Here is a 23535-nt window from a genome sequence, read left to right on the forward strand (position 1 = left end):
CGACCGAGTAGGCCGGCAAGCGGCCGCAAACCGTGGCCGCACGCCTGATCGAAACGGATAGATTCCGCCGGCCCACCGCTTTTCGCATCAAGCGTTCACGACGTCGTCGAGCGCCGCACGCTCAAGTGCCCTTCCCCTTCTTCACCCGCTCGATCTGCTGCTTCGCCGCCTGATACACGACTTCCGGCGTGAAACCGAATTTCTTCTTCAGATCCGCGATCGGCGCCGACGCGCCGAACGTATGCATGACGACCTGCGCACCGAGCCGTCCTGTATACCGATCCCAGCCGAGCGACGCAGCCTGCTCGACCGCGACGCGCGCCTCGACGTCCGCGGGCAGCACCGACTCCTGATACGCGCTGTCCTCGCGCTCGAAGATGTCCCACGACGGCATCGACACGACGCGCGCCGCGATGCCCTCGCTCATCAGCTTCTCGTACACGTCGGCGCAGATCGATAGCTCGCTGCCGGTCGCCATCAGGATCACCTCGGGCTTCTTGCCGTCGGGCGCATCGGCGAGCACATACGCACCGTGCCTGACGCCGCTCGCGGGCGCATAGCGGCTCCGGTCGAGCGTCGGCAGCGGCTGGCGCGACAAGACGATGCACGCCGGTCGATGCGGCTGCGTCAGCGCAACGCGCCAGGCCTCGGCCGCTTCGTTCGCGTCGCCGGGACGCAGTACCGTGAGGCCGGGCACCCCGCGCAGCGACGCGAGCTGCTCGATCGGCTGATGTGTCGGACCGTCTTCGCCGAGCCCGATCGAATCGTGCGTGAACACAAAGATGGCCGGCACTTCCATGATCGCGGACAGGCGGATCGGCGGCTTCATGTAGTCGCTGAAGATCAGGAACGTCGAGCCGTACGCGCGCAGATTCGACAGCGCAAGACCGTTGACCACCGCGCCCATCGCATGCTCGCGAATGCCGAAGTGCAGATTGCGGCCGCCATAGTTATTCGCCTGGAAGCTGCCGGCGCCTTCGAACTTCAGGTTGGTTTTCGTCGACGGCGACAGGTCCGCCGCGCCGCCGATCATCCACGGCACACGCGCGGCAATCGCATTGAGCACCTTGCCCGACGATTCGCGTGTCGCGATGCCCTTCGGGTCCGCGTTGAAGCTCGGGATGTCGCTGTCCCAGCCCTGCGGCAATTCGTGCGCCTCGATCTGCGCGAATTCGCGCGCGAGCTCCGCATACTGCTTTTTGTAGCTGTCGAACTTCGCCTGCCATTGTTCGCGCGCCGCCTTGCCGCGCGCGCCGATGCCCTGCGCGAAGCGCTCGTGCACGCCCTCGGGCACGTAGAAGAACTTGTCCTCGGGCCAGCCGTAGAACTTCTTGGCGAGCGCGACTTCCTCGACGCCGAGCGCTTCGCCATGCGCGGACGCGGTGTCCTGCTTGTTCGGCGCCCCCCAACCGATGATGCTGTGGACCACGATCAGCGACGGCCGGTCGGTCACGCTCTTTGCTTCGACCAGCGCCTTTTCCAGCGCGGCGGTGTCGTTCGCATCGCCGACGTGCAGCGTGTGCCAGTTGTAGCCGTGAAAGCGGCTTGCCACATCGTCGCTATACGCGAGGTCCGTATGGCCTTCGATGGTCACGCGGTTGCTGTCGTAAATCCAGATCAGGTTCGACAGCTTCAGATGCCCCGCGAGCGAGGCCGCTTCGTGCGAGATGCCTTCCATCATGTCGCCGTCGCCGCAAATCGCGTACACGCGGTAGTCGAACAGCGGCGCGTCCGCGCGATTGAAGTGGCTCTCGTACCAGCGCGCGGCCATCGCCATGCCGACGCTATTGCCGAGCCCTTGCCCAAGCGGTCCCGTGGTGGTCTCGACGCCGGTCGTCATCCGGTACTCGGGGTGGCCCGGCGTATTGCTGTCGATCTGGCGGAAATGCTCGATGTCGTCGAGCGACACGGCCGGCGCGCCGGTCGGCTTGCCGTGTTCGTCGACGGCTTTCACGTTGGCCAGATGCAGCAGCGAATACAGCAGCATCGACGCATGCCCGGCCGACAGCACGAAGCGGTCGCGATTCGGCCACAGCGGCTCGTCAGGGTCGTAACGCAGGTGGTGTTGCCACAGGTGATAGGCGACCGGCGCGAGCGCCATCGGCGTGCCGGGGTGGCCGGAATTGGCTTTCTGCACGGCGTCCATCGACAGCGTGCGAATCGTGTTGATGCACAACTGATCGAGGGCGGAATCGTTTTGCATGGGACGCTCCTTGTTCGGCAATTCGGGAGACGGCCGACGCGCGCCGCGGAGCGCGCGGATGGATCGGCGCATCGTGTCGACATGGAATCGCGCGCGTCCGGGCATGTCGATAAGGACGCGAAGCCGCACGTGGAACCGCCCACGTGCCAGCGTCAGCGCCGAAAGCGCGCGGGAAAATCGCGGCAAAGCCCACAGATGATGCGCCTAACCGCGCGACTCTGCACGCCACGCCGCGGCAGGTCGGTTGCTTCGCGAACGACGAAGTTCAGGCCGACTGCAGCCAAAACTCGATGACGGGACCGTGCTTGCCGTCGATCGGATCGAGCGGCGGAAACGGCAACGCCAGCATCTCGGTGAGTTCCTGCGGCGTCAGCGCTTCGCGGCGAATGTCCCATTGCTGTCCTAACGGATAGCCCGCCACCACCTGAAAATGCCGCTCGAACGATTGCAGACAATGGCCGGTGCCGGCCGGCAGCAGCAGCACGTCGCCCGCGTGCACCGTCACCACGCGTCCGCCCGGCCCGCCGACGATCACCTCGGCGCTCGCGTTTGTCACGCCGAGCACCTCGTGCGCGGTCGCGTGAAAGTGATGGAAGTCGAAGATGCTGTTGCGCCACTGCGCGGGCCATGCATTGCGCTCGAAGAGGATTTCGAACGCGGCGGGCAGATTGCCGCTGCCGGGCGACAGCGCGCGCCGGTACAGCACGACCGGCAGCTTGCTGTTGTTCGGCACCCAGTCGTGCGACTCCAGCATGAACGCTTCGTATTCGGTCTGCGCGGCGTCGAAGCCGTGCCTGGACTCGTTGAACATGGTTGCTCCTGGCTTGTGATGCGGTTGCCGCGAACCTGCGGACGAGCAGCCGGCTAGCCTCCGCCGATGCCCTGCAGCACCTTGCCCGTGCCGCCGCACACCGCGCAGCGAGCGCCCTCGACCTTGCCCGTGCCGTGGCAGGCGCCGCACAGGTCTTCGCCAGCGCCCGGCGTGTTGGGCGGCGCTTCGTCGCCGGGGTTCACCGATTGGGTTGGAGTGTCCGGTTGCATGCGCTTTCTCCGGTTGGATGTTGACGGATTGGATGCACGGCTGGCACGCAACGCGCCGCGTCATTGCTCGCCCGGCTGCTTGTGATGCGACTCGCGCCCGCCGCCCCCCGGCGGCTCCGCGTGCTCGCCGGCGCCGAGCGGCACTTCGGCGCCCTGGCGCGGCCGCTCGCTCGACCGTGGCGGATTGGTCGCTTTGTCCACGCCGGTCTGCACGACCGGTTCGATGCCGAGCGGACTCGGCTCGACGTAGTGCGTGCCGCTCGGCTTGTTGCGGGCTTTGACTTCGTCGGACAGCGTGGGCGCGGCGCGGTTATCTGGCCTCGCGGACTGCTCGCCGCCCGGCGTCGCGCTCTGCTGCGGGGTGTCGGTCGATTGGGGATCTTGCATCGCGCCCTCCTCGTTTGTTCTGCCGTCGATTCGCGTCATTACGCGCCATCTCGAACGGCACCTGGTTCATGCAGCAACATTCGAGCCTTGCCGGAGAAGTCCGCGCGCAGCGCAACAGGCACGGCCATTGCGAGCTCGAAGGCAGTAGCGCGGCACGTTCGCTTTGTAAAAAAGCGCCCCCGAAGGAGAACCTCATGAGCATTACGACAATTCGCATATCCGATACCGAGGTGCAGGTCGAGCGCACGCTGTACACGTTCGCGCAAAAGAGCGACGCCGATGCGTTCCAGAACTGCCTCGTCGACGGTTCGGTCGACACCTGCTATCGCGATCATCCACCGCTGTCGGCGCGCCCTACCCTGCCCGACGAACATCCGGACGATCCCGCGCGCGGCAGCACGATTTCGCCGTCGCTCGGCGGTATGCCCTGATGGCTCTGCGCCTCTCACGCAAGCACTGCCAAACCGGCTGCGCCCGCTCAGCCTTCGGGCGCGGCACGATCGGCCGCGACGAGCTTGCGGCCGTATGCAATTGCGGCGCGGCGTGCTTCGTCGGCGGTCGCATAGGGGCCGATCTGCGGTGCGCCCTCGAACGGGAACAGAATCCGCCTGTCCGCTTTCCTCACAACCTTCAGTCCACCTATGTATCGGCCGTCGCCTGTTCCGTGATAGCTGGCGAAAATCTCGAAGTCGTCGTCGGCAACGTCGGCCTTATGTCGCGCCATATGCGCTCCTCGTCCTGTGCTTTGCGTGGGCGATGTCCAATGTGAGCCGGGCGCGCGCAGTCATCGCGATGCGGCGCGCGTGCCGGGTTCCAGCAATTGGCGTTCCACGCGAACGACATCCGTCGGCATGCGGCACGGGCATTGCGCGTCTGAACGAAGACCAGGAGAGGACTGATGGATTTACCTGATACGAGCCGGCAAGCGCCCGGTGCAATCGGCACATTCGACCTGAACGCGCCAACCCACGCGCAAATTTCGATGCAGCCGTTGCCGCTGCCGCTGCCGCTGCATCCGCATGCGCCGATGCCGCCCGAAGTCGACCCCGACATCGCGCCGAACACGCCGCCGCCGAAGATCGACCCCGATCCGATCCCGGACGATCCGGTCGACGTTCCGCACGAACCACCCGAAGGCGATCCACCTGCGGCGCCGCCGCCACAGCGTGCATGGCGCCGGCATGCGGCGCTAGCCCGCCGGCGGGCGCATCGTCGCGATCGGAATCAGGAATTCGGACACGCCGGTCAGAATGATCTGCACGCCGATGCATAGCAGCAGGAACGCCGACACCCGCAACGCGACCTTGGTGCCCTCGACGCCGAGATAGCGCGCGAGGATCGTCGCGCGGCTGTAGATCAGATACACGCAGACGGCCACCGCGAACGTGATGGCGACCGACGCGATGCCCGACATCACGAACGCCGACAGCTTGTGCGTGCGATTCGCCGACAGCGCGATCGCGGTCGCGATCGAGCCGGGCCCAGTGGTCAGCGGCACGGTCAGAGGAAAGAACGCGCGCGATTTCGCGGTTTCGGCGTCGACGCGCTTGACTTCCGTCTGCTCGACCGCCGGCGTGTCCGGCGCATTGAGCATTTGCCAGCCGCCCACGGCAAGCGCGAGCCCGCCGCCGATGCGCAGCGCCTCCATCGAGATACCAAAGAAATGCAGGATCGGCGTGCCGATGAAGAATGCCACCAGCAGCACAACGGCGGCGTTGATCGCGATCTTGCGGGCGAGTAAGGTGCGCTCGTCGAGGGTCAACGACGCGGTCCGGTCCAGAAACACGAACGCGCCGCTGAACGGATTGATGATGCTGATTAAGCCGATAAAGCCAAACATGATGTCCGAGATCAGACTTTCGACCATGTGGGTGTCCGTGTGCCTGCTTGTCTGCGTGTGCTCGCGCGGGTTCGCGCCTGGGCGCGCCGCCGGTCATGAACCCGGCCGGAATCGCGCGGTCCGGAAAATGCTGCAATGCTCGCAGATCATATCGCGGCGCGCCAGTCGGCCTGCAGAAAAGCCGCGCGACGCCTTGCGCGCCACGGCGCGTCCCGCTTTGCACTGCAGCAATCCGGGCTGGAAAGATGCAATTGCAGCGGTCGAAACTCGACATTTATTTTGACCTGCTTTACGGGACCGAAGTATCCGGCATACAGTCCTCAGCGAAGCCGGAATTTCAACGACACATACCTACTGGTTCGAGGAGTTGTCCACATGCTGCTTCGTGTACTTGCCGCGTTGCCGTTCGTCGGCATCCTGGTCGGCGTTTCGTTTGTCAATCGCGTCGAGCCGCTCGTGCTCGGCATGCCGTTCGTGCTGGCCTGGATCGTCATGTGGGTGGTGTTGAGCGCGATCATCATGGCGATCATCTACAACCTCGATCCGTCCAACCGACACGTCGCCGCCGATGGCGAGGAGGTTCGCCCATGAGCGCACTCGTCATCATCGCCGCCGTTACGCTATTCGCGCTGTTCCTCGGCGTGCGCGCAAGGCGCGGCCACGATATGAGCCTCGAGCAGTGGACCGTGGGCGGCCGCAGCTTCGGCACCGCGTTCGTGTTCCTGCTGATGGCCGGCGAAATCTATACGACCTTCACGTTCCTCGGCGGCAGCGGCTTCGCGTACGGTAAGGGGGCGCCGGTCTATTACATCCTCGCGTACGGCACGCTCGCGTACATCCTGTCGTACTGGATGCTGCCGCCGATCTGGCGCTATGCGAAGACGCACCGCCTGGTCTCGCAGCCGCACTTCTTGAGGCGCAAATACGAGAGCCCGGCGCTCGGCACGCTGGTCGCGCTGGTCGGCGTGGCCGCGCTGATCCCCTACCTGGTGCTGCAATTGAAGGGCCTCGGCATCATCGTCGCGACCGCGTCGTACGGCGCGATCTCGTCGACGGCGGCGATCTGGATCGGCGCGATCGTCGTGACCTCTTACGTGATCGTGTCGGGCGTGCGCGGCTCCGCCTGGAACTCGGTGGCCAAGGATCTGCTGATTCTCGCGATCGTGCTGTTCCTCGGCATCTATCTGCCGCTGCATTACTACGGCGGCATCGGCGCGATGTTCCGCACGATCGACGCCGCCCGTCCCGGCTTCCTGACCTTCCCGGCGCGCGGTTCGAGCGTCGTGTGGTTCCAGTCGACGGTGCTGCTGACCGCGCTCGGCTTCTTCATGTGGCCGCACACGTTCGGTTCGATCTTCACGGCGAAGGACGAGCGAATCTTCCGCCGCAATGCCGCGATTCTGCCGCTCTATCAGCTGATCCTGCTGTTCGTGTTCTTCGTCGGCTTCGCGGCGACGCTGCGCGTGCCGGGCCTGAAGGGCGCCGACATCGACCTGTCGTTGTTCCGCCTGTCGCTGCAGACGTTCGATCCGTGGTTCGTCGGCGTGATCGGCGCGGCCGGTATCCTGACCGCGCTGGTGCCGGGCTCGATGATCCTGACCTCGGCGTCGACGCTGCTCGCCAACGACGTGTATCGCGGCATGGTGAACCGCAACGCGTCGGATGCGTCGGTCGCGGTGATCGCGCGCTTCCTCGTACCGGTCGTGGCGCTGGTCGCGGTCGCCTTCACGCTGAACGGCGGCGAAACCATCGTCGCGCTGCTGCTGATGGGCTACAGCTTCGTCACGCAATTGTTCCCGGCCGTGCTCTGCAGCCTGTTCCCGCACAACCGCGCGACGAGGCAAGGCGCGTTCTGCGGCATCGTCGCGGGTGTCGCGGTGGTCACACTGACCACGACGCTGCACTGGAGCGTCGGTCACCTGATGCCGTTCCTGCCCGATGCGCTGAAGGACGTCAACATCGGCTTCCTTGCGCTCGCGGTCAACGTGATCGTGTTCGTGATCGTCAGCGCGGTGACGCAGCCGAGCGCAGCCGAGCAGGAGAAGCACGCGTCGGCGCATTGAAAGACCTGGCCGCGGGCGTGATTCGAGGCTTGCTGTTTCGAGCGCCCGCATTTGCGTACGCTGGCGCCTGACGCATCTGAAGGGGCTGTTCGTTTCGGCGACAGCCCCTGATTCTTTCTGTTCACGGCTCGACCGCGCTCTCGACGATCCACGGAGCCCCGAATGTCCTACGTTCTCTACTACTCGCCCGGCGCGGCTAGCATGCCCGTGCACTGGATGCTGCTCGAAATGGGCGTGCCGTTCGAAGCGCGCCTCGTCGATATCGACGCGGGCCGGCAGCGCGATCCCGAGTATCTGCGTCTGAATCCGGCCGGGCGCGTGCCCACGCTGGTCGTCGATGGCGTGCCGCGGCATGAATCGGCCGCGCTGCTGATGCTGCTCGCCGAGCGCCACGCCGAGGCCGACCTCGCGCCCGCGCCGGGCTCGGCCGCACGCGCGCAATGGCTCGAATGGATGATCTACCTCGCGAATACGCTGCTACCCGCGATGCGCGACTGGTTCTACGCCGGCAGCGACGGCGACCCCGCGGGCGCCGAGGCGGTGCGCGCGCTCGCGCAACGCCGCATCGAAGAAGCGTGTGCGCGGCTCGACAGGCATTTCGCCGACGGCCACGCATACCTCGCGGGCGGCAAGCTCAGCACCGCCGATCTGCTCGCGCTCGTGCTGATGCGCTGGACCCGCAACATGCCCCACCCGGCGACGGTGGGCTGGCCGCATCTCGCGAGCTATATCCGCAGGCTGCGCGCACGGCCGGCGTTCATCGAACTCAACGAGCGCGAAAAGCTGACGGAGTGGCGCAACGAAGGCCAGTAACGTTCAGGCGGTTCACAACGTCGCTTCCCTGCCCGTCTGCGCCGCGAACGCGAAGCCGTTCTTGCCGTCGCGCTTGACCTGATACATCGCGGCATCGGCGGCGGCGACCAGACGGCGGTGATCGTCGACGTCGTCGGGATAACTCGCAATGCCCACGCTCGCGCGCACGCCGCCGATTCCCAACTGCTCGTCGGTGTCGACCACGCAGGCCATCAGCCGGCGCGCGATCTCGGCGAGCTCGTCATCGCCCGCAAAGGTGCGCACCAGCACCGCGAACTCGTCGCCGCCGATGCGCGCGACCAGATCGCCTTTGCGCACCGACGCGCGAAACCGGGCGGATACCGCGGCGAGGAATTCGTCGCCGGTGCGATGCCCGAACGAATCGTTGACCTGCTTGAAGCCATCGAGGTCGATATACAGCACGGCGAAGCGCTGCTCGACGGCCGCGGTCCGCGCGTGCCTGGCGGCAGAGTCGAGCGCGGCCAGCAGCTTGCGGCGGTTCGACAGGCCCGTCAGCGAATCGTGCAGCGACGCCAGCTCGAACTCGTGCGACTGCCCCGCGAGCTGGCGGGTGCGCTTCGCGTACATGCCGAGCGCCGTGATCAGCATGCAGAACAGCAGCGCGGCGAGCGCGATCAGCGTGCGCGCGACGTGCGCGACGCGCAGCCGCACGTCGGCGCTCGACGCGTCGCGTTGCGCGCGCCAGTAGGCCGACACGCTGCCGAGCGCCGCCGCGACGGCTTCGGGCGTCGCCTGTGTCGGTGACATCGACGGAATGGGCGGCGCCGGCGACGGACTCGCGTTGACGAGCGCCGCGAGCGCCGCGAAACGCCGCGCGAGTTCGGCGCGCGCCGCGTCATAGGCCGGCACGAACGACGCGTCGTGACTCGCCGGGGTGTCGGCCATCCGCTGCCACGCGGCCAACTGCTCGCGCGCGCTGTCGACGCGCCCGGCGGCTTCGAGCACGAGGCCCGCGTACTCCTGCTTCAACTGATCGGAAAACACCGTGCGGATCTGCATCGCCACATACAGCAGGCCGAACAGCAGACACAACAGCGCGGCCACGCCGACGCTCGCGGGCCCCGGCCGGAACCGCCACACCGGCACGCGCGCGCGTGCGGCGCCGCGCAGCCCTGCTCGCCCCGCTGGCCCGACGACCGCGTGCTCAGGGATGGGAGTAGGTATCTTGTTGCCGTCGGCCGTTGTCATGTTGACGATAGCTCACGCGTCGAAAGAACTGTCCGATCCGCGCAAACAGACCGCCCTTGTGCTGCGACGACGCGCGCCGCTCCTGCTGTGCGAGCCGTGCTTCTTTCGCGTCGTGACCGGCCGCGGGCTTCGCGGTGGAATGGGCGGCATTGGCGACGTGCCGCGTGTAGCCCGGCGGCGGCGTGGGAACAACGGGGGCTGTGGGTGGGGTGGCCGACATATCCGCCGACATATCCGCCGAGGTATCGACCGGCGTATCGGCCAGCGTGGCGGTGAGATTCGGGTCAGGCGTACTCGGGCGGATCTGCCCGGACCACACGGCCGGGTTGGTGTCCTCGAAGCCGCCGTTCGCGCCGGCCGCTGCGAGCGCGACCTCTGGCGCAGCGGGCTGCCTGGCTGACGGCATGGCAAACGGCATGGCAAACGGCGCGGCGGCCTCCTCCGGCGCGTGCGCGACGGCCACCGTCGGCACCCGGGCCGATGCCGATGAGCCGAGCGCCTGGCGCGCGCCCGCAATGGCATCCGCGTACGTCTGCTGATCCTGGTTGAACCAGACGCCGTAGGCGACGGTGCCCATCACACCGAAGGTCAGCGCGCCGGCCGCCGCGAGGCACAGGGCGAGGCGGCCGAAGCGCGGGGGCGGCACGCCCGATTCGTCAGGGCCGTCGGGTTCGAAGGAGGCCCGACCGTCCGTTGTGGAATGACGCAAGTCGATATCGTCGGGATCGGTAGCCATCGCAATACGCTCCGGGTATGCCACTTCTTGCAGACAAGCTGGCGCGCTGACGAGCCGGCGCGTAAACCGAGCTCGCGGACTGCCGCTGCACGCAATGCTCAATGAATGTAATCCTGTCGCGAACGGCCGACAACATAGCAGCGTTGCGTTTCCGCCTCGCTTCGGCGGTGCTTCAAACGACGCCGCCCGATGCCGTGTGAGTTGGCAAAAAAGCGTGCAAAGCCGGTAAAAACTCCAACCTGGCACAGAGCCCGAGAGCCAGCCGTGCGCCTGCCGGAGGCCGCTACGCTCGATGCGACGCGGATTCTGCGAAACGCGCCAACGCGGTCGCCGTTTCGCACGCAACAACCGGGCCTGGCGGCGAACGCGCGCGCGACGCCGAAACCGCCGCTTGAAACCCGCGTTGGACTGCGCGCGCCGCGCGCCTCGAGCCGCATTCCGCGAACCTGCTGCCGTGCGAATTCCCGAAGCCGTCCGCGCCGGATGATAAGGTCACGTGCGCGCATGTCGCGAACGCCGCGCCGTGCCGGGCCCAACGGTGCCGGGCCCAACGGTGCTCGGCCCCACGTCATCGGTCAGCATAAAAAATCATGTCGAACAGGTATCTGCACCAACCACTCACGCCCTTGCGCCGCGCGCTCGCGCGCTTTTCTCTGTCGGAAACCGCCAAGTACACGAAGCTGACGCTCGGCCTGTGGATCGGTTTCGGCATCCCATACCTGCTCGGCTTTCCCGACGCGGCCGTGCCGCTAGCCGGTTCGACGATGCTGACGCTGGCGCTCGGTAGCTCGATTTCGGCGGCTCGAAGCTACTTCTACAAGCGGGTGTTTTCGAACGTGGTGGCCATGCCGATCGGCACGCTGCTGATCTGGCTGACCGCGCCGCACCTGTGGATGGGCGCGGCGCTGCTGCCGGTCGTGATCTTCAGCATCGTCGCGCTGCGGCCGTCGCTGTTCCAGATGACCAGCATCACGGTGCCGATCACGCTCGTGCTCTATACCGGCGAACATCTTCCGCTGCTCGAACAGCGCCTGATCGGCGTGGTACTCGGCATGTTGCTCGGCTTCGTCATCCAGCAGATCGCGTTTCCGCCCGATCACGGCTACTGGGCGAACACGCTCGTCAACGACGGCAACGAACAGGCCACCGATGTCGTCGCGCAACTGGCCGCGGGACAGCTCGACAAAGCGCAGATCAAGCCGGCGGCCTCCAGGCTGCGCACGCTGAGCACGAACCTGAAGCAGGCGCACCTGCTGCTGAAGACCGACCTCGAGCAGGCGTGGGTGTCGCCACATCTGAAGCGCAACGCGGCACGGCTGCCGGTGTTCGCGAGCTATCAGGAGACCTTCGATTCGCTGGTCAATTTTCTTGAAACGATGGACACGTTTCACGATCAGTTCGCCGCGCTCGACGCCGCGTGGCGCGAAATGTTTCTCGCGCGGCTCGCGCGGCTCGTCAACGCGCACCGGCAACTGGCCGGGGCGGCGGACCTGCGCGTCGAGCGCCCGCCGCTCGACGCGCCGCCGCTGCATTTGGAGGACCTGCGTGAGCTGACCGAGGAGCTGCCCGCGTCGGACGTGTTTACGAGCGTGTACCTCGGGCATCTGACCGGCTATGGGATTCTGCTGTGCCGGTTGAGCGAGTTGCATACCGCGTGACCCAAAACCCCCGTGCTTATGCCATGTGCAAACAGACGGCATTTCAAAATTACCAGAGCTGCAGAGGTTTCTGAGATGACAAAGCGCCAGCGTGCCACCGTGATTTTTTATAACGAGGATGCCTGTGAAATCCAGGTATGTACCGTGTCGCGCGAGGAAATCGAGGGGGCAATAGATCGGCAGATAGCGCGCGGAATGGCAATGACTGTGCCTCCGGGTTCGGACGATTGCCGCGCGCCGATCACGGACGAAACCTTGCGTCAAATCGGAGGCATGGCTGTTCTCAACCAGGCGTCTGTCCATCCCGAATTGCGCGATCGTCTGCAGATTTCGCTGCACCACCCCGTCGACTGGGGGCAGGCCAAGCCGCCTACGGAATAACAGTGCTCGCGATCCAGGGTTGAGTTCGGAGCAAAATCCGAACTGCCCTTGCTGAGCAAGGGTTTGGCGGCAATCGGATCATTGCACGGTAATGGTCGCCTTCATGTTCGGATGGATGCCGCAAAAGATCTTGTACACGCCCGGTTTATCGAATTTGAACTGATAGGTGTCGTCCTGATCGAGCGCGGCCGAGCGGAACAGGCCCGCGTCGTTGACCACGCTGTGCGGCTCGCCGTCGAGATTCTTCCATGTGACCGTCGTGCCCGCCTTGATGGTCAGTTCCATCGGCGAGAACATGAAGTTCTTGATGACGATCGCGTTAGGCGTCGACGCGACGGTCTGTTTCTGCACCTGCATCGGCATCGTCGTTTGCGCAAAACCGAGCCCCGCCGACACCGCCAGAATCGCGACACTGCCGAGCAGAATCGCGAGCGCGCGGCCCATCATCCTGGTTAGCATCATTGATCTCCTCGAGCGTAAAAGTAGCGCGTGTCGTCAGGCGAGCGTCGTGTCGTCGAGCGTCGCCTTCAGCGGATGACGCGCGATGCTGACGCTCGTCACGCCGAGCATCTTCGGCAACTGCTCGCTCGCGACCTTCAGCGGCCCAGGGCCATCGCCCTGGCCGGCGGTCGGCTGCGGATAGGCGGTCGAGCGCGCGGTATGGAACGTCACGTTGCCCTCGACCTTCGTCACGATCTGATGAATGTGGCCGTTCAACACCGTCACGGAACCGAAGCGCTTCAGATAGCTCATCGCCTGTCCCGCGTCGCCCGTGCCCCAGCCCCACGGCTCGTAGATGGTCCACATCGGCATGTGCGCGAACACCACGACCGGGGTGCTCGACGAGCGGCCTTTCAGATCGTTTTCGAGCCATTCGAGCTGCTCGTCGCCGAGACCGCCGAGGCCGTTCGGCTTGAAATGCATCACGTTGACGAGCCCGACGAAATGCACGCCCTGGTGATCGAAGCTGTAATAGCCGCGGTTATCCGAAGCCTTGCCAAAGCGGCTGAAGTACTCCGTGCCGGGGCCGTCGGTGACGTCATGCTCGCCGGGGACCGTGTGCAGCTCGGTGATCTTCAGTCCCGACATCAGCTGCGCGGCCAGATCGAATTCCGCGGGCTTCGACAGATGCGTGATGTCGCCGGTGTGAATCGCGAGCGGCGGACGCGCCGGCATCGCGTTGACGTAATCGATCGTCTGTTTCAGCGTGCCCGCGACGTCGGGATTCGCCTCCTTGTTGAAGCCGATATGCGTGTCGCTGATCTGCAGGAAAAGCGGCGTGCCAGCCGCTGGCGTCGCGGTGTTCGCGTCGGCCGCGAGCGCGAGTTCGACCGGCGTCAGCACGCCGCCCGACAGCATGAACACGGTGCCGAGGCCACCGAACGCAAGACACTTCAGCGCGCCGCGACGCGCCGGATCGAATGAACGATGTGACGACATGATGACCTCACGATAAGGATTCGCCGAACCGAACCCGGTTCGTGAGGCATGACTGGCGTGTGGCCGGTTTTATTCCCGTGTCGTGCGGCATTTGTGGGAGGCGGCACCTGTATGCGAATAGCAAGCGGCAAGTAATCGCCGTGATGGATTGCGCACTGGATTGCGCATCAAGTCAGCCGCCGACCGCCGCGATGATCCGCGCGCGGATCGCGTCGTCGGGTAGCGGTCCCGATCCCGCGCGCACGTTGTCCGCCATGTATTGCGGCCGCCCGGTGCCCGGAATCACGACCGTCACCGCCGGCCGCGCGAGCACGAATTTCAACAGAATCTGCGCCCAGCTCGTGCAGCCGATTTCGCCGGCCCATGCGGGCAACGGCATTTTCATCACGCGCGCGAGCAAACCGCCGCCGCCGAACGGTTGATTGATCACGACGCCGATGCCGAGATCGGCCGCGAGCGGCAGGATACGCTGCTCGGCCGCGCGATCGTCGGCGGCGTAGTTGATCTGCACGAAGTCGGGCTTCTCGCTGCGCATCACCGCCGCGACTTCGTCGAAAGCGCTCGATGTGTAATGCGTGATGCCGAGATAGCGAATCCGGCCGCGCGCTTTCCAGTCGCGCAAGGTCGCGAGCTGCGTGCGCCAGTCGAGCAGATTGTGGATCTGCATCAGATCGACATGCGGCTGCTGAAAACGCCGCAGCGATTCCTCCATCTGCGCGATGCCGGCCTCGCGTCCCTCGGTCCAGACCTTGGTGGCGACGAACGCCTTGCGATGCGCGTCGAGCTGCGTGAGCAGCGCGCCCGCGACCGCTTCCGACGAACCGTACATCGGCGAAGAATCGATCACCGAGCCGCCCGCTTCGAACAGGATGCGCAGCACCTCGGCGAGTTGGGCGCGGGCGGCGGCATCGTCGCCGACGTCGAAGGTGCGCCACGTGCCGCAGCCGATCACCGGCAGCGCTTCGCCGGTGGACGGGATCGCGCGGCGGCTCACGCGGGGTAAGGCGGCACCGGATTGCGCGTGCGCCTCGGTTTGCGCGGACGTGACGCGCGACAGCGCAAGCGCTGCCGGCAGCCCGAGCGCCGTGCGCAGAAAGCGGCGGCGGTGATCGTGGTTCGACGAATGTGCCATAGCCTGTATGGTGCCCTCGTGCATGAAAGTTCGACCACCGTCCACGCTGGCCTGGCTGTCGTCGATGAATGCGTGCAGCCTGCGATCGCCGCGAGACGCTCGACGCGAGCGGCGCGGTCGTGTGAGGTGAAACAGAAGCAGCGTGACGCGTCGCGCTGCGCGCCTAGCGCGCTTTCTGCCGCAACGGCCTGAAGAACTTTCGAATCTCGGCCGCGAGCAACGCGGGCTTTTCCATCGCCGCGAAGTGCCCGCCGGCTGGCATTTCGCTCCACTGCGCGACGTTGAAGGTTCGTTCGAGCCAGCTTCGCGGCGGATGATTGATCTCCTTCGGAAACAGCGCGAAGCCGACTGGTGTGTCGATGCGCTCGCCGTCGGAGAAACGCATCGGCTGCAGGCGGTTTTCCCAATACATCTGCATCGCCGGGCCGATGCACTGCGTGAACCAGTACAGCGAGATATTGGTCAGCAGATCGTCTTTCGAGAACACGCTTTCCACCTCGCCGCCGCAATCGCTCCACGCGCGAAACTTCTCGCCGATCCATGCGGCGAGTCCCACCGGCGAATCGTTCAGCGACGCGGCGACCGTCAGCGGTTTGGTGCCGTGCTGATGCGCGTAGCCGCCTTCGAGTGCGGCCCAGTCGTTCTTCTCGCGCAGATAGTCCTGCTCGGCCGGCGTTAGCTCCCGCTGCGCCGCGCCGATCGCGGGCTCATAGGAACTCGGCAGGAAGTTCAGATGGATGCCGTCGACCACCCGCGGATGATGCGCGGCCAACGCGATCGACACGCCCGCGCCAAGATCGCCGCCCTGCGCGCCGAAGCGCTCGTAGCCGAGCCCGCGCATCAGTAACACCCACAGGTCCGCGACCTGGAACGCGGACATGCCGGCCTGCGCGGGCGCAGGCGAAAACGCGAAGCCCGGCAGCGACGGCGCGACGACGTCGAAGGCGTCGGCGGGATCGGCGCCGAACGCGACCGGATCGCACAACTGATCGAGCAGCGCGTGAAACTCGAAGAAGGAACCGGGCCAGCCGTGCGTGATCACCAGCGGATAAGCCTGAAAGCCGGGCGCGACACTGGCAGCGCGCCGATGCGCGAAGTGCACGGTCTGGCCGTTCACGTCGGCGAGAAATTGCGGCAACTGGTTCAACCTCCGTTCGGCCGCGCGCCAGTCGAATTGCCCGGCCCAATAGCTCGCGAGTTCGCGCAGCCAGGCCGGGTCGGCGCCCTGCTGCCAGGCGGGCGCGGGCGTCGTGGGCGCCCAGCGGGTGGCGTGGATGCGGCGGCGCAAATCGTCGATGTCCTGATCGGCGATCGCAATCTCAAACGGGTCGATCTGCATGGGGGGCGTCCTGGGTCGTTGGCGGCTCACCGTCATCGTACGCGCGTGCGACGAAAGCTCGATAATGAGCGTCCCTTCCCTACGATTCATTCACCGAGCCACAGGAGATTGACGCGATGTCCGCTTACGAATCCAAGCTGCCGCGAGTGCTGCTGACGAACGACGACGGTATCGACGCGCCCGGCCTCGCCGTGCTCGAAGCCGTGGCCGCCGAGCTCGCGCACGAAGTCTGGGTGGTCGCGCCCGAGCACGACCAGAGCGGTACGTCGCATTCCATCAGCCTGCATTCACCGCTGCGCGTGAGCCGCCAGGGCGAACGCCGTTTCGGCGTGACTGGCACGCCCGGCGATTGCGTCGTGATGGGCGTGCGTCATCTGATGCGCGAGGCGCCGCCGTCGCTGGTGCTGTCCGGCGTCAATCGCGGCGGCAACCTCGGCATCGAAACGATGTTCTCGGGCACGGTCGGCGCGGCGATGACGGGTCTGCTGCTCGGGCTGCCGTCGTTCGCGCTGAGCCAGGCGTTCAGCGATCGCGAGCGCGTGCGCTGGGACACCGCGCGCACGCTCGCACCCGGCGTGATCCGTCAATTGCTCGCGATCGAGCATGCGGCGCCGACCTGCCTGAACATCAACTTCCCCGACGTCGATGCCGCCGACGCCGGTCCGCTGACGCCGACGCGCCAGGGCGTCGGGCTCGTCAGGGACATCGAGGTGCTGCCGGAAGTCGACCCGCGCGGCATCGCGTATCACTGGCTGCGCTTCGATCGTGGCCCGCGCGAGAACGATGCCGACAGCGAAACGGCAACCGTCGCGGCGGGGTGCGTATCGGTCACGCCGCTTGCGTTCGATCGCACCGACGAAGCCACCTTCGCGCGGCTCGCCGCGTCGTTGATCTAACGGTTGCCGGGGACGCGGCGCGAGGCCCGCTTCAGTGCGCCCCAGGTCCCGATGGCTCGGGTCTGCCGAACGCGGGCATCGTACCGTTCTCACGCGCGCGCACGAGTTCGGCCTCTACCTCGGCGCGGGTTTTGGGGCCGTTGCTGGCGACCGCCTGAGTTGCGGACTGGCTGGTCAGCCCCGCGCGCGGCATCGACCATGGCGACTCGACGCCTTGCGTTGCATATTGCGGCAACGGCCGCGCCTCTGGCACGACGCTGGCCGCTTTCTTCCCAGACCGCTCAGCAGTAGAACTTTTCCGGTGGCTGCCGCCCCGCGCATGACTACCCGATGTCGTCGCCACACTTTGCGCTGAGTGCGGTTTCGTCGTGGTACCCGACGCAACGCGGCTATGGTGTGCGTGCCCGGTCTTTGCCGTGGGTGGCGCCTGGGTCCAGTTCGAAGTCACCGCAGGCTGCGGCGGCAAACTCGTCTGCTGCGGCTGCGGCTGCGGGTGCGGCTGCTGCTGCGCCTTGTTCGACTCCCGCGCGAACTGTAGCGCGGCGATGGCCAGAGCATCGCCCGCCTGCGCTCCAATCGACGCGGCCGGCTGAGCCCGCAAGGCGGCCACGTCGTCGCGCAGCGCATGGCGGCGCGTTGCCGGCGCGACCGTCGCCGCGCCGGGCCGGCCTTCGCTCTGCCCCGCCGCCGCCGCCGTCGCGCTGACACCCCGTCCGCCGTCGGCGACGAGACTCACGTCCCGACCGGACGACCAGTCGTTGTCCAGCTGCGACACATAGGCCCCAATCGTCACCGCGCCGAAGACGAGGCCCATCAACACGATCATTCTCGGTTCGCTATACAAGGCACGCTCCCCATTCCAACCGATCGACCGACCCATTAGTCGAAGTGTGGGCGATCCGAATGACAGTGTTTTCCTTTTTAGCCCCAACAACCGACGAATCGGCGGATCTGGTCGGGGATGTGTCCGAAACCGACGGGTATTCTTCCGTTCAAACGCGCGCTTTAATCGGAGTCCCAAGCGGTTCTTCCGGCGCCGCCTTCGACCCTGTTTTCAGCGACGCAAGCGCAGCGCCGGATTCGCTGGTGACGTCGAGCTGATAGGGATGGTCGTGGCGGGCGGCGCGGTGGGGTTGAAACCGCGCCGCCGCGCCGGCTTTTAGCAAGCCGGGTGTTAATCCTTCAAACTAAAAACCCGTTTTAATGCCGCTTCAACTCGCACAAATTTCCCGATTATCCGCAAGCGGCAAGAAGTTACCGGTCTTGCCATCGAGCGCAAGCATTTCACCGCTTTCGATATTGAAGATCCAGCCATGCAGCCGCAGCGTCTTGTTCACGAGTCCGACCGCTACCGACGGATGCGTGCGGATGTTGCTGAGCTGCGCGATCACGTTGTCCTTGACCAGCGCCTCGAGACGCTCCGCATCCGAGCAGTAGTGGCGCGACGCGTTGATCGCCTTCGCCGCATCCGCGTGACGCAGCCAGCTCGCGACCGCCGGCATGTGCTCCAGATTCGTGCAGCTCGAGATCGCCGTCATCGCGCCGCAGTTCGAATGGCCGCAGATCACGATGTCGGTCACGCCGAGCACGGCAATCGCATATTCGACGGTCGCCGACACGCCGCCCGGCTCCGGACCGTACGACGGCACGATGTTGCCCGCGTTGCGGATCACGAACAGCGACCCCGGTTCGGTCTGCGTCAGCAGTTCCGGCACCACGCGGCTGTCCGAACACGTCACGAAGAGCGTGCTGGGATTCTGCGCGGTCGACAAACGCTTGAAGAGCGCGCTTTGCTGTGGAAAGACCTCGCGTTGAAAGCGGATCAGACCTTCGATGATTTCCTGCACGATATTCTCCAGAGAATCGAAGAGACGGATTTAAAGCTGCCGCGACTATACCGCAGCCTTTCAATCGTCGCGCGAATCACCGTGCTAGTCGTCGGACGCTCCTGCGGCGAACCGCCAGCGAAATAATGGAATGCTTGCACGTGCCATAAAAAAAGACCCGGCTGCCGGCAGCCGGGTCCAACTCTCTCGCTCACACGCGTTAAGCGGTGTGTGCGTCGATACTGTAGCCGCGCCGACGTCGCGTATATAGTCGCCGCGCTGGAAGAGTCCTTTCCACCGCGGCACGAATCGCTTGACCCGATACAAGCAAGCGGGTCGCTCAATCGAAGTCGCGCGTCTCGAGCTCCACGGACCGTCCCCCGTTGCGTTCGAGCACCCGCCGCGTAGCATTTTCAATGCGGGCGCGGTTCGCCTCGAACGCTCCCACCAGATCGTGAGCCGACGGGGCGCCGTTGCCGAGGCTGCCATTGCCGAAATGGTCATTGAGCGCGTCGAGCGACACGCTGCACCATACGTCCTTCCCGTCCACATTGGCCTCGTAGGCGACGCGCGCAGCAGCCACCACTTCCCGGCGTCCGGTGAATTCGATCCTCATGATTGTCCTCCGTGTGTCAAAGGGAAATCCGAATACGCAACGGTCGTGCCCAATCCGGCCGGCTCGCCGGCTGCCCGGGCGCGAGCGCGCATTCTCCGCAAGGTGCATACTCCTGACCGGCCGCCGCGCGCGGCCGCGCCGATGCGTCGCAGCAAGGCCTCCTCCGGGCCGTCGACGCATTCAACATATCGATACTACGCCCTTCATGTCCCGCAATACTCAATCTTCACGCCCGCTCGTGATCGCCGCCGTGATGGCCTCGATGGCGATGGTCGCGATCGAAGCGACCATCGTGTCGACCGCGATGCCGCAGATCGTCTCGCAACTCGGCGACCTGCATTTATACAGTTGGGTGTTCTCGTCGTTCCTGCTCACGCAGACCGCGATGACCGTGGTGTTCGGCAAGCTCGCCGACCTCTATGGGCGCAAGCCCGTGATCCTCGCGGGCATCGCGATCTTTCTCGTCGGCTCGGTGCTCGCCGGCTTCGCGTGGTCAATGCCGGCGATGATCGTGTTCCGCCTGATCCAGGGGATCGGCGCGGGCGCGATCCAGCCGGTCACGCTGACCGTCGTCGCCGATCTGTACCCGGCGCGCGAACGCGGCAAGGTGCAGGGTTATCTCGCGAGCGTGTGGGCGATTTCGGCGGTCGTGGGTCCGATGGTCGGCGGCTTCATCATTCACAACCTGTCGTGGGCGTGGATCTTCTGGATGAACGTGCCGATCGGGCTTGCGTCGGCGGCGGGCTTCATCGCGTTCCTGCGCGAATCGGAACGGCACGCGCGGCCGTCCATCGACTTCGCCGGCGCCGCGCTGTTCATGGCCGCGATCGCAGCGCTGATGATGACGCTGACCTACGCCGGCGACGACGCGTTGGCGCCAGCCTCGTTCGCAGGCGGCGTCTTCGTGCTGTGCGTGCTGCTGTTCGTGCTGCAGGAGCGTCGCGCGGCCGAACCGATGATCTCGTTCGCGCTATGGAGCCGCCGCCCGATCGCCGCATGCAACAGCGCGACGGTGCTGGCCGGCATGATCCTGATGGGCGCGACCACGTTCCTGCCGATGTACGTGCAGGGCGTGCTGCATCGTTCGCCCGTGGTGGCCGGCCTCGCGCTGACGATGATGATGGTCGGCTGGCCCACCGGCGCGACGTTCGCGGCGAAGTCGTTTCACCGGCTCGGTTTGCGGCGCATCCTGATCTGCGGCAGCGCGTTCGTGCCGCTCGGTGCGGTGCTGCTGCTGTTGCTGTCGCCGGGCGCGTCGCCGCTCGTCGCCGGGTTCGCGTCGCTGATCATGGGCTTTGGCATGGGGACGTCGAGCGTCAGTTCGCTCGTGCTGATCCAGGAGATCGTCAGGATGGACGAACGCGGCAGCGCGACCGCGTCGAACCTGTTTTCGCGCAATCTCGGCAGCACGCTCGGCGCGACGCTGTTCGGCGCGGTGCTGAACTTCGGGCTCAGTCATTCGCAGGGCGTCGCGACGGTCACGTCGGATCAGTTGAAGGCGCTGCTGCAGAACCGCGCCGCCGATCTCGGCGACAGCGATCTGGTCCGGCTCGTGCTGCACCAGTCGCTGCATCTGACCTTCGTGTCGATGTTCGTGATCGCGCTATTCGTGGTCGCGCTGCTCGCGCTGGTCCCAACGATCCGATTCGGCGACGACAAGCCGGCACCACTCAAGGCCTTGTCGCCGCTCGAGGACTGAGTCGCGCGGCGTCGCGAACCACGTGCGTTCGCGAGCGCTATGAGCCGCCCGCCGGCAGCGTCGCCGCGAAGAAATCACGCACCTGGGCCGCGGTTCGCGCATGAATCGCGGCGCGATCGACACCCGGCCCGTCCTTGCAGATCGGCGCCAGACGCTCCATCGCCTCGGGCTCGCACACATCCATGAACGTATAGTGCGAGGCGCCCGGCACCATCGTCACCGTCGCTTGCGGCATGAAGCCCGCGATGCGGTGAATGTTGGTGTTGACTGGCGCGGTCGTGTCCGCCTCGCCCGCCAGCAGCGCGACCGGAATCGTCACTTCCTTGAACGACGAACTGTTGAATGCCTCGCCGAGCGCGGGTGCGATCGCGAACGCGGCTTTGACGCGCGGATCGCGATACGAGTCGCCCGAGCGCGCGCGCGATGCGTTCGTTTCCGCCGATAGCCCCTCGACCGTCAGCGCCGGCGCGCCCGGCGCGTGCGCGAGATTGGCGGCTTCGGGCGGCGAGCAGATCGCATCGGCTTCGGGCGACGTGCAGAAGCGCTCCAGCGCCGCGCGATCGGTCCGTGCGCCCGCGACTTCGAGCACCGTATAGCCGCCGAGCGAAAAGCCCAGCGCGCCGATCCGCGTCGTGTCGACGCGCGGACCGAAACGCGGGTCCGCGAGCACCCCGTCGAGCACTTCGCTCAAATCGGTCGCGCGCTCCCACCAGAGGATGAAGCCGTCGCGCGTGCGCGGCTCCAGCGCGTTGTTACCCGGATGATTGACGCCCGCGACGATATAACCCTGCGCGGCCAGCGAGGCCGCGAGCCAGTCGAGACTGTCCGCGCTGCCGCCGGTGCCGTGCGATAGCAGCAGCAACGGGTATTTGGGCTGCGCGGCGGACAGCGGGGCATCGGCGGCGGCCGCGTGGCCGACGAACATCGGATGGCCCGGCGCGCCGATATCGTGAGGCGTTTCGGGTTGCGCCGCATCGGCCGGGTACCAGATACGCGTGATCAGCGCCTGCGTTTGCGCGCCGCGCCAGTTGCGGGCCACGGCGGGGTGAAATACGCGGCTCGTTTCGCCGACATGCCAGCCGGCGGAGGCGGTTTGCGCGATGGCGTTCGCCGGCAACGACGCCCACATCGCGCCGGACAGCGCCGCGGTCAACGACACCACCACCGCGCTCGACAGCGCGGCACAACCTCGACGCATCATGGTTAGTGCTCGCAAATGGGGATCAGCAGATCGGTGACGCAGGGATGTTGCGCGCCGCGATCGGGCGTGCTTCGATACAGTTCCAGTCCCGGCCGCTGATCGCGCCGGTAGCCGCTGCGCGGCAGCCAGCCGCTGTACAGCGCCCTGAAAGTGGGCGAGATCAGCGCATAAGGGCCGACGAGGCGGTGCACCGCATACAGCCCGCCTGCGAGCCGCAGCGGCTCGATGCCCGGCGGCGGCCCGACAACACGCGGGCGTTGCGCGGCTTCGTCGAGCCGCTCCATCGCACCGCTCAACGCCGCCTGCGAGCCCGCGACAATTGCCGCGTGATAGCAAAACCCGCCGGCCATCGACGGATCGCGCGCGCAAATGCCGACGCGCTGTTGCAACAGCGGGTTCTCGTCACAGCGCAGCGTCGTCATCAGCGTGTGGAAGGTCTGGCCGATCGTCGCGACCGGGCCGTCATGGCGAAGGCATAGCACGTCGAGCGGCGCGAGCTCGGTGACTTCGACGCACGGCAGCGCAGGCGTGCTTCGGCTTTCGGTGCTTTCGTCACGGTTATCGTCGACGCCATCGTGAATGCGGGCGCCGTCGCCATCGCCGTCGCCTCGCCGCGCGATGCGCGCTTGCGCCGTTCGCAGGGTCCGCGCCGAAGCTGTCGAAACCGCCGGATTCGCCACCAGATGCCGCTGCCGGGTCCTGAATTCGCTCGGCGACACACCGGTGAAATCGCGAAACGCGCGCGCGAATGCTTGGGGACTGTCGTAGCCGGCGTCGTGCGCGACCGCGGTGACCTGCGCGGCGTCGGTCAATCGCTGGGCCGCCTCGGCGAGCCGCAGACGCTTGACGGTGTCGCCAACGCTCTCGCCCATCAACGCGCGATAAATCCGGTGGAAGTGATACGGCGACATATGCGCGACGGCCGCGAGGCTGTCGAGCGTGTGTCGCGCGCCGGGCTCGACCAGAATGGCCTCGACCACGCGAGCGATCCGTCGACGGTAATCACGTTCGGTGCTGGGCTTCATCATGGCGCCACGATAGCGGTCTGCGCGCCG

Annotated in this window: 27 protein-coding genes; 9 read left to right on the top strand and 18 right to left on the bottom strand. The window is 66.1% G+C overall.

All coding sequences use genetic code 11. The features are described from left to right. Window positions 1-121 precede the first annotated feature (121 nt). The 4 genes from tkt to OKW38_RS38155 all read right to left on the bottom strand — a co-directional run bounded on the left by tkt (window position 122) and on the right by OKW38_RS38155 (window position 3631). Window positions 122-2203, bottom strand: a complete 2082-nt coding sequence (gene tkt, locus OKW38_RS38140) for a transketolase (protein WP_429365485.1) — start codon at window positions 2201-2203, stop codon at window positions 122-124. 265 nt (window positions 2204-2468) lie between these two features. Continuing rightward, window positions 2469-3014 carry a cupin gene (locus tag OKW38_RS38145; RefSeq protein ID WP_429365486.1) on the bottom strand — a complete coding sequence of 182 codons (546 nt, stop codon included), beginning with the start codon at window positions 3012-3014 and terminating at the stop codon, window positions 2469-2471. 53 nt (window positions 3015-3067) lie between these two features. After that, window positions 3068-3244, bottom strand: a complete 177-nt coding sequence (locus OKW38_RS38150) for a hypothetical protein (protein ID WP_429365487.1) — start codon at window positions 3242-3244, stop codon at window positions 3068-3070. A 60-nt stretch (window positions 3245-3304) separates the two neighbouring features. Then, complete coding sequence (locus tag OKW38_RS38155; protein ID WP_429365488.1) at window positions 3305-3631, bottom strand: hypothetical protein; 327 nt, start codon at window positions 3629-3631, stop codon at window positions 3305-3307. Window positions 3632-3825: 194 nt separating this feature from the next. Here OKW38_RS38155 and OKW38_RS38160 point away from each other — a divergent pair, with 194 nt between their 5' ends. Beyond that, complete coding sequence (locus tag OKW38_RS38160; protein WP_090809894.1) at window positions 3826-4062, top strand: hypothetical protein; 237 nt, start codon at window positions 3826-3828, stop codon at window positions 4060-4062. 47 nt (window positions 4063-4109) lie between these two features. On the opposite strand, the gene OKW38_RS38165 is transcribed toward OKW38_RS38160, so the two are convergent. Continuing rightward, the gene (locus tag OKW38_RS38165) at window positions 4110-4355 is read right to left on the bottom strand and encodes a DUF6723 family protein (RefSeq protein WP_090809892.1); all 246 of its coding nucleotides are present in this window, start codon (window positions 4353-4355) and stop codon (window positions 4110-4112) included. 174 nt (window positions 4356-4529) lie between these two features. Here OKW38_RS38165 and OKW38_RS38170 point away from each other — a divergent pair, with 174 nt between their 5' ends. After that, window positions 4530-4904 carry a hypothetical protein gene (locus OKW38_RS38170; protein WP_429365489.1) on the top strand — a complete coding sequence of 125 codons (375 nt, stop codon included), beginning with the start codon at window positions 4530-4532 and terminating at the stop codon, window positions 4902-4904. Here the strand turns inward: OKW38_RS38170 and OKW38_RS38175 are convergent. Next, window positions 4821-5498, bottom strand: coding sequence for a MarC family protein (locus OKW38_RS38175; RefSeq protein ID WP_018425193.1), 678 nt, complete (start codon window positions 5496-5498; stop codon window positions 4821-4823). The two genes, OKW38_RS38170 and OKW38_RS38175, sit on opposite strands and share 84 nt — an antisense overlap. Window positions 5499-5846: 348 nt before the next feature. Between OKW38_RS38175 and OKW38_RS38180 the strand changes: the two genes are divergently transcribed. The 3 genes from OKW38_RS38180 to OKW38_RS38190 all read left to right on the top strand — a co-directional run bounded on the left by OKW38_RS38180 (window position 5847) and on the right by OKW38_RS38190 (window position 8347). Next, a complete protein-coding gene (locus tag OKW38_RS38180; protein WP_090809890.1) occupies window positions 5847-6062 on the top strand; it encodes a DUF3311 domain-containing protein in 216 nt (71 codons plus the stop codon). Next, window positions 6059-7534 carry a sodium:solute symporter family protein gene (locus OKW38_RS38185; RefSeq protein WP_090809888.1) on the top strand — a complete coding sequence of 492 codons (1476 nt, stop codon included), beginning with the start codon at window positions 6059-6061 and terminating at the stop codon, window positions 7532-7534. Before OKW38_RS38180 ends, OKW38_RS38185 begins: the two co-directional genes overlap by 4 nt. A gap of 162 nt (window positions 7535-7696) precedes the next feature. Beyond that, window positions 7697-8347, top strand: a complete 651-nt coding sequence (locus OKW38_RS38190) for a glutathione S-transferase family protein (RefSeq protein WP_429365490.1) — start codon at window positions 7697-7699, stop codon at window positions 8345-8347. Window positions 8348-8359: 12 nt separating this feature from the next. On the opposite strand, the gene OKW38_RS38195 is transcribed toward OKW38_RS38190, so the two are convergent. After that, complete coding sequence (locus OKW38_RS38195; protein WP_429365491.1) at window positions 8360-9556, bottom strand: diguanylate cyclase domain-containing protein; 1197 nt, start codon at window positions 9554-9556, stop codon at window positions 8360-8362. After that, window positions 9513-10292 carry a hypothetical protein gene (locus OKW38_RS38200; protein WP_429365492.1) on the bottom strand — a complete coding sequence of 260 codons (780 nt, stop codon included), beginning with the start codon at window positions 10290-10292 and terminating at the stop codon, window positions 9513-9515. Before OKW38_RS38200 ends, OKW38_RS38195 begins: the two co-directional genes overlap by 44 nt. Before the next feature lie 590 nt (window positions 10293-10882). On the opposite strand from OKW38_RS38200, the gene OKW38_RS38205 reads away from it, so the two are divergent. Together OKW38_RS38205 and OKW38_RS38210 are read left to right on the top strand one after the other, a co-directional pair. Then, complete coding sequence (locus OKW38_RS38205) at window positions 10883-11950, top strand: FUSC family protein (RefSeq protein ID WP_429365493.1); 1068 nt, start codon at window positions 10883-10885, stop codon at window positions 11948-11950. Window positions 11951-12025: 75 nt separating this feature from the next. After that, entirely contained in the window at window positions 12026-12331 is a 306-nt protein-coding gene (locus tag OKW38_RS38210; RefSeq protein WP_429365494.1) for a hypothetical protein, read from the top strand. A 78-nt stretch (window positions 12332-12409) separates the two neighbouring features. Here the strand turns inward: OKW38_RS38210 and OKW38_RS38215 are convergent, their stop codons facing one another. The 4 genes from OKW38_RS38215 to OKW38_RS38230 form a co-directional block, all read right to left on the bottom strand. Beyond that, entirely contained in the window at window positions 12410-12790 is a 381-nt protein-coding gene (locus OKW38_RS38215) for a cupredoxin domain-containing protein (RefSeq protein ID WP_429353704.1), read from the bottom strand. Between the two features lie 36 nt (window positions 12791-12826). After that, the gene (locus OKW38_RS38220) at window positions 12827-13771 is read right to left on the bottom strand and encodes a metallophosphoesterase family protein (protein ID WP_429365495.1); all 945 of its coding nucleotides are present in this window, start codon (window positions 13769-13771) and stop codon (window positions 12827-12829) included. A gap of 172 nt (window positions 13772-13943) precedes the next feature. Further along, window positions 13944-14903: an aldo/keto reductase gene (locus OKW38_RS38225; protein ID WP_429365496.1), complete on the bottom strand. Its 960-nt coding sequence runs from the start codon at window positions 14901-14903 to the stop codon at window positions 13944-13946. A gap of 163 nt (window positions 14904-15066) precedes the next feature. Then, window positions 15067-16242, bottom strand: coding sequence for an epoxide hydrolase family protein (locus tag OKW38_RS38230; protein ID WP_090809868.1), 1176 nt, complete (start codon window positions 16240-16242; stop codon window positions 15067-15069). Between the two features lie 116 nt (window positions 16243-16358). Between OKW38_RS38230 and surE the strand changes: the two genes are divergently transcribed. Beyond that, window positions 16359-17138 (top strand): 5'/3'-nucleotidase SurE, encoded by a 780-nt coding sequence (gene surE, locus OKW38_RS38235; protein WP_184060073.1) that lies wholly within the window; start codon window positions 16359-16361, stop codon window positions 17136-17138. A gap of 31 nt (window positions 17139-17169) precedes the next feature. On the opposite strand, the gene OKW38_RS38240 is transcribed toward surE, so the two are convergent. The 4 genes from OKW38_RS38240 to OKW38_RS38255 form a co-directional block, all read right to left on the bottom strand. Then, window positions 17170-17964: a DUF4148 domain-containing protein gene (locus OKW38_RS38240; protein ID WP_184060313.1), complete on the bottom strand. Its 795-nt coding sequence runs from the start codon at window positions 17962-17964 to the stop codon at window positions 17170-17172. Between the two features lie 166 nt (window positions 17965-18130). After that, window positions 18131-18304, bottom strand: coding sequence for a hypothetical protein (locus tag OKW38_RS38245; protein ID WP_167368763.1), 174 nt, complete (start codon window positions 18302-18304; stop codon window positions 18131-18133). Window positions 18305-18349: 45 nt separating this feature from the next. Continuing rightward, complete coding sequence (locus tag OKW38_RS38250; RefSeq protein WP_090809864.1) at window positions 18350-18985, bottom strand: carbonic anhydrase; 636 nt, start codon at window positions 18983-18985, stop codon at window positions 18350-18352. Window positions 18986-19304: 319 nt separating this feature from the next. Beyond that, window positions 19305-19580: a DUF1488 domain-containing protein gene (locus OKW38_RS38255; protein ID WP_008923225.1), complete on the bottom strand. Its 276-nt coding sequence runs from the start codon at window positions 19578-19580 to the stop codon at window positions 19305-19307. On the opposite strand from OKW38_RS38255, the gene OKW38_RS38260 reads away from it, so the two are divergent. Further along, window positions 19579-21279, top strand: coding sequence for an MDR family MFS transporter (locus tag OKW38_RS38260; RefSeq protein ID WP_429333844.1), 1701 nt, complete (start codon window positions 19579-19581; stop codon window positions 21277-21279). The two genes, OKW38_RS38255 and OKW38_RS38260, sit on opposite strands and share 2 nt — an antisense overlap. A 37-nt stretch (window positions 21280-21316) precedes the next feature. On the opposite strand, the gene OKW38_RS38265 is transcribed toward OKW38_RS38260, so the two are convergent. Together OKW38_RS38265 and OKW38_RS38270 are read right to left on the bottom strand one after the other, a co-directional pair. After that, window positions 21317-22480 (bottom strand): alpha/beta hydrolase family protein, encoded by a 1164-nt coding sequence (locus OKW38_RS38265; RefSeq protein ID WP_429333843.1) that lies wholly within the window; start codon window positions 22478-22480, stop codon window positions 21317-21319. Window positions 22481-22482: 2 nt separating this feature from the next. Continuing rightward, window positions 22483-23508 carry an AraC family transcriptional regulator gene (locus OKW38_RS38270; protein ID WP_429365497.1) on the bottom strand — a complete coding sequence of 342 codons (1026 nt, stop codon included), beginning with the start codon at window positions 23506-23508 and terminating at the stop codon, window positions 22483-22485. Between the last annotated feature and the right edge of the window lie 27 nt (window positions 23509-23535).

Source organism: Paraburkholderia sp. MM5496-R1 (assembly GCF_050436205.1).
GTDB classification, from domain to species: Bacteria; Pseudomonadota; Gammaproteobacteria; order Burkholderiales; family Burkholderiaceae; genus Paraburkholderia; species Paraburkholderia tuberum.

Coding starts and splice junctions, on each gene's coding strand:
- tkt (WP_429365485.1), bottom strand. CDS start 2,203: ATGCAAAACGATTCCGCCCTCGATCAGTTGTGCATCAACACGATTCGC.
- OKW38_RS38145 (WP_429365486.1), bottom strand. CDS start 3,014: ATGTTCAACGAGTCCAGGCACGGCTTCGACGCCGCGCAGACCGAATAC.
- OKW38_RS38150 (WP_429365487.1), bottom strand. CDS start 3,244: ATGCAACCGGACACTCCAACCCAATCGGTGAACCCCGGCGACGAAGCG.
- OKW38_RS38155 (WP_429365488.1), bottom strand. CDS start 3,631: ATGCAAGATCCCCAATCGACCGACACCCCGCAGCAGAGCGCGACGCCG.
- OKW38_RS38160 (WP_090809894.1), top strand. CDS start 3,826: ATGAGCATTACGACAATTCGCATATCCGATACCGAGGTGCAGGTCGAG.
- OKW38_RS38165 (WP_090809892.1), bottom strand. CDS start 4,355: ATGGCGCGACATAAGGCCGACGTTGCCGACGACGACTTCGAGATTTTC.
- OKW38_RS38170 (WP_429365489.1), top strand. CDS start 4,530: ATGGATTTACCTGATACGAGCCGGCAAGCGCCCGGTGCAATCGGCACA.
- OKW38_RS38175 (WP_018425193.1), bottom strand. CDS start 5,498: ATGGTCGAAAGTCTGATCTCGGACATCATGTTTGGCTTTATCGGCTTA.
- OKW38_RS38180 (WP_090809890.1), top strand. CDS start 5,847: ATGCTGCTTCGTGTACTTGCCGCGTTGCCGTTCGTCGGCATCCTGGTC.
- OKW38_RS38185 (WP_090809888.1), top strand. CDS start 6,059: ATGAGCGCACTCGTCATCATCGCCGCCGTTACGCTATTCGCGCTGTTC.
- OKW38_RS38190 (WP_429365490.1), top strand. CDS start 7,697: ATGTCCTACGTTCTCTACTACTCGCCCGGCGCGGCTAGCATGCCCGTG.
- OKW38_RS38195 (WP_429365491.1), bottom strand. CDS start 9,556: ATGACAACGGCCGACGGCAACAAGATACCTACTCCCATCCCTGAGCAC.
- OKW38_RS38200 (WP_429365492.1), bottom strand. CDS start 10,292: ATGGCTACCGATCCCGACGATATCGACTTGCGTCATTCCACAACGGAC.
- OKW38_RS38205 (WP_429365493.1), top strand. CDS start 10,883: ATGTCGAACAGGTATCTGCACCAACCACTCACGCCCTTGCGCCGCGCG.
- OKW38_RS38210 (WP_429365494.1), top strand. CDS start 12,026: ATGACAAAGCGCCAGCGTGCCACCGTGATTTTTTATAACGAGGATGCC.
- OKW38_RS38215 (WP_429353704.1), bottom strand. CDS start 12,790: ATGCTAACCAGGATGATGGGCCGCGCGCTCGCGATTCTGCTCGGCAGT.
- OKW38_RS38220 (WP_429365495.1), bottom strand. CDS start 13,771: ATGTCGTCACATCGTTCATTCGATCCGGCGCGTCGCGGCGCGCTGAAG.
- OKW38_RS38225 (WP_429365496.1), bottom strand. CDS start 14,903: ATGGCACATTCGTCGAACCACGATCACCGCCGCCGCTTTCTGCGCACG.
- OKW38_RS38230 (WP_090809868.1), bottom strand. CDS start 16,242: ATGCAGATCGACCCGTTTGAGATTGCGATCGCCGATCAGGACATCGAC.
- surE (WP_184060073.1), top strand. CDS start 16,359: ATGTCCGCTTACGAATCCAAGCTGCCGCGAGTGCTGCTGACGAACGAC.
- OKW38_RS38240 (WP_184060313.1), bottom strand. CDS start 17,964: ATGATCGTGTTGATGGGCCTCGTCTTCGGCGCGGTGACGATTGGGGCC.
- OKW38_RS38260 (WP_429333844.1), top strand. CDS start 19,579: ATGATTGTCCTCCGTGTGTCAAAGGGAAATCCGAATACGCAACGGTCG.
- OKW38_RS38255 (WP_008923225.1), bottom strand. CDS start 19,580: ATGAGGATCGAATTCACCGGACGCCGGGAAGTGGTGGCTGCTGCGCGC.
- OKW38_RS38265 (WP_429333843.1), bottom strand. CDS start 22,480: ATGATGCGTCGAGGTTGTGCCGCGCTGTCGAGCGCGGTGGTGGTGTCG.
- OKW38_RS38270 (WP_429365497.1), bottom strand. CDS start 23,508: ATGATGAAGCCCAGCACCGAACGTGATTACCGTCGACGGATCGCTCGC.